The organism is Sphingomonas sp. 66-10, assembly GCF_001897045.1.
GTDB lineage: Bacteria > Pseudomonadota > Alphaproteobacteria > Sphingomonadales > Sphingomonadaceae > Sphingomonas > Sphingomonas lycopersici.
Window position 1 is genome coordinate 149 of sequence record NZ_MKRR01000073.1, and the last position, 6,917, is coordinate 7,065.

Consider the following 6,917-nt stretch of genomic DNA (forward strand, 5'->3'; position numbering starts at 1 on the left):
GCCCGTTTGGTAAGCTTGGCGTCGAATGACTAAACCGGCAGGCGCCTGCGGTATGGAGCGTCCTGCCTAGGATCGCGGCATGGACGGCGCTCAATGGATGCAACTGGAGGTGGTGAGGCGCATTGAGGGCGGGCCCAATGGCGTGCAAGCGGACGCCGAATGGCTGGCGCGAGAACTGAAGAAGGCCTCGCGTGGCCACGAGTCCGACCTGATGCGCCTGCTGCTCTCACGCGTAACGCTCAACACCATGTACCAGTTCTGCGCGCTACTCGACCCGCAAGGGACGATGTGGGATGTGAACCACGCCGCCCTTGAGGGGGGCGGCATGACCCGATCGGATGTACATGGACGCCCGTTCTGGGAAGCAAGCTGGTGGCAGACGACCGAAGCAACCAGATCGGAGCTGCGCGCGGCGATCGCCCACGCGGCCGGTGGCGCGTTCATTCGCTACGACGTCGAGGTTTACGGCCGTGGCGGAACGGAGCTGATCACGATCGATTTCGATATAGCACCCGTTACCGACCGCGACGGTATCGTGCTGTTCCTGGTCTGCGAAGGCAGAGACGTCACGGAGCAGCGCCGGCTCGAGACGGAGGTTCGGCGCCAACGCGAGGAACTCGCCCAGCTCGACCAGCTGAAAACGCAATTCTTCAGCAACATCAGCCATGAATTTCGCACGCCGCTTACACTGATGCTCGGGCCTGCTACCGATGCGCTGGCGGACAACGCGGAACCGCTCGGCCCCCGTCAGCGACAGCGCCTCTTGCTGCTTCAGCGAAACGGCCAGCGAATGCTGAAGCTGGTGAACAGCCTGCTCGATTTTGCCCGCATTGAGGCGAGCCGAATGCAGGCGGTCTATGAACCCCTCGATCTCGCGGCGCTGACCGCCGACCTCGCCAGTAGCTTCCGCGCGGCGATGGAGAAGGCCCATCTCGGCTTCAGCGTCGATTGCCAGCCGCTGCCGGCGCCTGTCCATGTTGATCGCGACATGTGGGAAAAGATTGTCCTCAACCTGCTTTCGAACGCGTTCAAGTTCACGCTTGAAGGAAGCGTTTCCATCCGGCTGACCGCGAACGATGGCGCGGCGAAGCTGGTTGTCAGCGATAGCGGGATTGGGATCCCAGCGGACGTGCTGCCGCATATCTTCGATCGATTCCGCCGTGCCGAGGATCGCCGCGGGCGCAGCCACGAAGGGTCGGGGATCGGCCTTGCGCTGGTCAGGGAGCTTGTGCGCCTGCATGGCGGCACGATCGATGTGGAGAGTCGGATCAACGAAGGCACCACGTTCACGGTCACGCTTCCGTTCGGAACGGATCATATCGAGCCCGAACACATCGGTGTTGGGGCAACGCATATATCGAGTGCCAGTGGCGCTAACGCCTATGTCACCGAGGCGCTTCACTCGTTGCCAGACAATGGGGCGATCACCTCGAATTTACATCGGACTTCCGCTGCCCCTCTTGCCCGTCACGGTTTCGCCCCGTGGGTGGGAGAAACTCGGATCATCGTCGCTGACGATAATGCCGATATGCGCGCCTATCTGAACCGTTTGCTGTGCGACGCCGGTTTTGTCGTCGAGACGGTGGTTGACGGAGAAGCTGCGCTAGCCGCAGCTCGTCTAAACCCGCCCGATCTCATCCTTAGCGACGTCATGATGCCGCAACTCGACGGCTTCGCCCTGTTGCGTGCAATCCGTTCGGACCCGGCGATCGCCTCCATTCCATTTCTCATGCTGTCCGCGCGAGCGGGGGAAGAAGCGCGCGTAGAAGGGTTCGCCGCGGGTGCCGATGATTATCTCGTCAAGCCTTTCACCGCGCGTGAGCTGGTGGCGAGGATCGAGGCCAATGTCGCCCTGTCGCGGCTACGACGCGAAACCGACCGGCGGCAGAATGAGGAACGCCTGCAGTTGATGCGCGATGAGCTCGCCCACACTGCGCGGCTCTATGAGATGGGCCAGATCGTGTCCGGCCTTGCGCATGAGATCAATCACCCGCTGACGGTGATCGGCGGCTATGCGGATGGTCTGAAACAATTGCTCGATGCGAGCGAGCCCGAGACCGCAACGCTTGCGCGCGATGTAGCCGGTGAGATCAGCCGGCACGTTCAGCTCGCAGGCGCGATCATCCGCCGTCTGCGGGACTTTGTGAAATCAGGCCCGACAGAGCGCCGCGCTGAAAACCTCCGGCCGATAATTGATGATGCGATCCGCCTTGGTCTTGCGGGGGTTCCCAAAGGTCATATTGCGCTCCATCTGGACATAGCGAACGAATTGCCGCGGGTGTTCGTCGACAAGGTCCAGATCGAACAGGTGCTTGTCAATCTCGTGCGCAATGCGCGCGAAGCAATGGAAAATTCTACTCACCGCGAAATCCGGGTGGAAGCGCATTCGCAGGGGCACGGCCTCATATCGATCAGCGTCGCCGATACAGGTTCAGGCATCGATCCGGCGATAGCAGCTGATCTCTTCACGCCTTTCGTCACGACGAAGCCGAGAGGCATGGGTATCGGCCTGCCGCTCTGTCGGGATATCGTCGAAGCCCATGGCGGCAAGCTGCGCGCTGAACCGGCCTCTGGCGGCGGAACGGTCTTTTACATGACGCTGCCTGTCTTTGCACAACAAGGCAGCAGCTAGTATCGGAAGCCGAGCTTTTGATCGCCGTTTACCGGCGATGGAATTGTCCTTTTCACGCATTAGGGACATGCGGAATCAAAACGGACTATCTCGCGATGATTGCCGCAAAGCGTCCTCGGCTGCCGACGCTTTTTGAGAGCTGCCCGGCAATTGCATCCGTAGCTCTGCGTAGTGCGATATTTCGTCAAATAGCGCAGCACATCATTTTATGTTCGTGCCGACCTGGGAGGGAGGTGATGCGTCGACCGGTGAACATTGATGCCGCAACAATAGCGAGCCGATCGAGCAAGAGGCCTCTGGCTTGGCTTGCTCTGGGATTCAGGCAGATGTCCGAGGTATCGGGGCGACGCCCCCTCCACCTGATTGTGACCGACGGCACTCTGGGCTCGCGCGTTGCCGTGGCAGAGGTACCGAAGTGCGCCGCTCGCCGCCTGTTACTGGGGCTTGAACAAGCCCGATGTTCACGGAACGCTATCGCCGCCATGAATATTTGGTGCGTTGCACCGTCCTGCGAACGTGCCCTGCTTCCGAGGCGATGATGAGCTTGCGGAGCTCCGACATTGCCGAAGCGGCGCCCACTTCGCGCGAGCGGCTTCACGATCTGCGCGGATTGCTCGCCGTAATCACCTCGGGCAGTCACATGCTCGGCGATTCGATTGCTCCCGACCAGCGCGCCAGGATTGTAGAGGCGATCCAGGACGCGGCAATACGCGGCAGCGGAATCGCTAGCGAGCTGCTCGCGACATCCTTCAAGCCGGCGCCGGAAGAACGATGTGAGCTTGGAACGCGGATCGCGAAGTTGCGCCCATTGCTTCAGACGCTTGCCGGCAAACGTGCAATGCTTCGTATCGATGCGTCCGTGCCGCCAACGTTCATACGTTGCCGCCCGGCACGGTTCGACCACATCCTGCTTGAACTCGTCTCGAATGCACGCGTCGCCACTATGGAAGCCGGCACAATCACATTGCGTGCTCGGCGAATTGGAATGCGGGTATGGATTTTTGTCGCAGATACCGGACGCGGCATTGCGCGTGAAGAGTTGCGCCGCCTACTTGGGTCGCTGCATGAATTGCCAGTGGGGCCGCATGGCGGCGGCGTTCGTCAGCTGCGCTGCTTTGCCCGCGAGGCGGATGCCCGCCTGCGAATCTCCAGCCGTCCTGGCAGCGGAACGGTGGTCGCTCTTGCGCTTCCGGTGCTTCCCCCTGACCCCGCGGCACCAAACTCGTAGGAGCAGACTATGCATGATGATGCCCAATCGCTCCGCAATGTCCGTAACGAGCTCGACGGGGATCCCACCGTCGATCACACCGCGGTTCATGCCGTGGTCCAGGATGGTGTTGCGGTGCTGTCAGGAACAGTCACCAATTATGCTGCCAAGCTCGCCGCCGAAAAAGCTGCGCGCCGCGCGTCCGGCGTTTGTGGCGTTTTTGACGGTATCGTTGTCAGCAATGATCCTGATGCTACCGACGAGGCCGTTCTCGAACGCGTTTATAAGATGCTCGAGCTTGACGCCAACGTTCCCTCGCACACCCTTACGGCTACGATCGAGCACGGTCGTGTCACGTTGAGCGGCAATGTCGAGTGGGAATATCAGCGTGAGGCAGCGCGAACTGCCGCGGCGCGCGTGCGCGGCGTGACCGGGGTAAACATTCTGGTTCATGTCAACGGAATGCCCTCTATCATCGATATTCGGGGGCGCGTCGTGATCGCACTTCAACAGGCGGCCGAAGCTGAAGCGGAACGGATCCTAATCGACATCGACGGTAGCACCGTCCGGCTTGCCGGTCAGCTCGCGAGTGCGCGCGAGCGCGAGGTTGCCGTGGCGGCGGTGCGTAGTGCGCCGGGCGTCACACGTGTCGAGGATTGCATCGAACTTGGTTGAGCGCCCGTGGGAGCGTTGGGGCCACTTCATGGCACAGGCTTGCAACGCAATATTAATAAGATTCAGCCGGCGGGGCATTATTTCAAAAGCTGCCCGACGGAAGGAGGCGGGAGTCGTACTGACATTTTGGGGCGATATGGTGGTCGAATGTATGAAATCGGCAAGAATCGGCAGCGCTTGTCTCACCGCTTCCGGGAGAACGCGGTAGGAAATCTGACGTTGATCCCGATGAACTGACGCCGCGGCTCCGACCCCAAGCGAACATCCCGCGCAGCGGGTTCGTGCTTTGGGTCGGCTGCCGACTGGCAGCTTCGCAATGCGCGACGACCGCTTCCGTCAGGGCCAGACGTTCCCACTAGAGCCGGCGAACGGAAGCGCCAGTGTGGCAAGCCAGATCCGGACCATCCCGCGCATCCCTTCAATCCAGGAACCGCCCCGTTTCGGCGTCATATGTCCGGGAGGTCGATCCGTAATCCCCGTCGAACCCGACCGTCACGACGATGGATTTCCTGTTGCCCGTTGTCGCGCGGTCATCCGTGCCTCTCCCCACGTCCGGGATCGATCGCGTGCGGAAGCCGATATAAATCAGCTTCTTCCGGTCGCCGTGGAGCGACGCGTCGACCAGCGCATGGTCGAGCATGGCGAAATTCGTTTCCGAGGCGCGGAAGGTCTCATCCGGCCTGATCGCGTAGCTCGCCCCGTCCGGCCGGGAGTCGGAAATCGCGCCGCGTAGCGTCACATCGTCATAAGCGTTGGCCTGCGACGGGTTGGCGACTGTCAGCTTCACATAATCCCTGTAGATGCGGATCGTTTCGACGGGGCGATCGCCCGCATAGGTCACCGCGCGATCATAGGCCTTGCGGAGCTTGTCGCGATCGAAATTCCCTTCGTTCCGCCCGGTGAGCGTCTTGGGCAGGTCTTCGAAGAAGGTCGTCACCGTCTCGATGCCCCCCGTCACCAGCGCGAAGGGCGCGAGGAAGCCGAACGCGAGAAACGCCAGCATCGTGACGATATTGATTGCCAGCCGCGCCGGAGACATTGCGGGGGGGCGATCGCCTCCGAGCCCGAGCAGCCGTACGCCCCTGTCGGGATAAGATCTGGCGGCTTTCTGCGTTCTGTAGCCCTCGGGCGGCGCGTCGGCCTTCCGCTGCCAGTCCTCTGGCGGCTCCTTCTCGATCAGCCCGTAGCCCGGGCTTGCCGGGTCCTCGACGAACACCAGGAAGCGGCCGGTGTGGAAGTTCGGCAGCTCCCCCATGGTGATGAACTGGCGGATCGTCGTTTCGTAGGGAGGAGCCTCTTCAGGGGGAAAGACGGTGAGGGTGAAGAGGAACAGGTGGTCGAAGTTCGCCACCGTCAGCCCCGCCTCGCGGAGCTTGTCGACCCGCGCCAACACGCGCCGGCCGGGTGGCAGGCCGCCCTGCGCCGGTTTCACGATCCGCGCCATGCCGCGTGTCACGCGGCGCACGAGCAGGCCGCTCAAGGCGAAGCCGGCGACGATAAAGCCGACGATCCCGAACGGTATCCACGCGTTAGGGATCAGGCTGGCGGTGCCGGCGACGATGAAGCCGGCGAATGCCCCGATCGTCAGCCAGAGCAGGGCGAGGAACGCGAAGCGGCGCGGGCTGAACCTCCCCTGCGACGGACCGGAAGAGGATTCGTCTTGCATCGTCAACCGTATAGCCTGTGGATATGCCGCCTGCGCAACATCCCATCACTTGATCAGCATTCCAGGCACATAGGTCCGGCAAACGACTTCGCCTCCGGTCGAGACGAAGTTAGACTTGCGGCGATCCCGGATACCGATGTCATAGCGGAACTGTTCGCCACGTTGCGGCGGCGCGAGACGCCGGAGACCGTGGCGAAGCTGATTCGCGACGCGTTTCCCCCCGAACAGGCAGAGGGCCTCAAGGCATCGCTCGCCGAGGTCGTCGGCCAATCGATTCGGCGCGCGTTGGCTGGTCGTCGATGCCAGCGACCTTCCACGAGCCGGTTGGCGCGGAGCGGTAGATCGCAAAGGCGCGGGAACTCGCGCACCTGTCCCTGCACGACACGCTGCCCGAAGGCGACGATCCCGATGCGCTCGACGCGATGATTGACGAGCTGGATAGACTGATCGGCAAATCACTCGGCAGATCCAGCTTCCGGCATGACAAGCTCGACCGTACCGGCCGGGCCGGACACGACCTGCGGATTTCCCGCCGGCGCTACGCCAAATTGTTCCGCCTCGCCGGGCGTCTGGTGGACAGGGCCAACCGGGATATAGCGGCAGCGATATCGAGCGGGCACCCTGCTCGTTCGACAGGCGGCTTCGCGCCCAATTTCTGCCGTTCCGGCCCGCGATATCCCTTCTCGAAACCGGCCAGTCTGCTTTTTGGTGCGAGCGGCGGCCGACGCACGACAATA

At 62.2% G+C, this 6,917-nt stretch carries 6 protein-coding genes; 4 read left to right on the forward strand and 2 right to left on the reverse strand.

Annotated features, from left to right (window positions below; translation table 11 throughout):
* Positions 1 to 79 precede the first annotated feature (79 nt).
* The 3 genes from BGN95_RS06740 (at position 80) to BGN95_RS06750 (ending at position 4,514) form a co-directional block, all read left to right on the forward strand.
* Entirely contained in the window at positions 80 to 2,632 is a 2,553-nt protein-coding gene (locus tag BGN95_RS06740) for an ATP-binding protein (protein ID WP_286772048.1), read from the forward strand.
* A gap of 457 nt (positions 2,633 to 3,089) precedes the next feature.
* Entirely contained in the window at positions 3,090 to 3,860 is a 771-nt protein-coding gene (locus tag BGN95_RS06745; protein WP_286772049.1) for a sensor histidine kinase, read from the forward strand.
* A 9-nt stretch (positions 3,861 to 3,869) separates the two neighbouring features.
* Positions 3,870 to 4,514: a BON domain-containing protein gene (locus tag BGN95_RS06750; RefSeq protein ID WP_286772050.1), complete on the forward strand. Its 645-nt coding sequence runs from the start codon at positions 3,870 to 3,872 to the stop codon at positions 4,512 to 4,514.
* 418 nt (positions 4,515 to 4,932) lie between these two features.
* Here BGN95_RS06750 and BGN95_RS06755 read toward each other — a convergent pair whose 3' ends face one another.
* Positions 4,933 to 6,186, reverse strand: coding sequence for a hypothetical protein (locus BGN95_RS06755; protein ID WP_286772051.1), 1,254 nt, complete (start codon positions 6,184 to 6,186; stop codon positions 4,933 to 4,935).
* A 39-nt stretch (positions 6,187 to 6,225) separates the two neighbouring features.
* Positions 6,226 to 6,450, reverse strand: a complete 225-nt coding sequence (locus BGN95_RS06760; protein WP_286772052.1) for a hypothetical protein — start codon at positions 6,448 to 6,450, stop codon at positions 6,226 to 6,228.
* A gap of 152 nt (positions 6,451 to 6,602) precedes the next feature.
* Between BGN95_RS06760 and BGN95_RS06765 the strand changes: the two genes are divergently transcribed.
* A partial coding sequence (locus BGN95_RS06765) for a hypothetical protein (protein WP_286772053.1) occupies positions 6,603 to 6,917 on the forward strand: 315 nt, incomplete at its 3' end.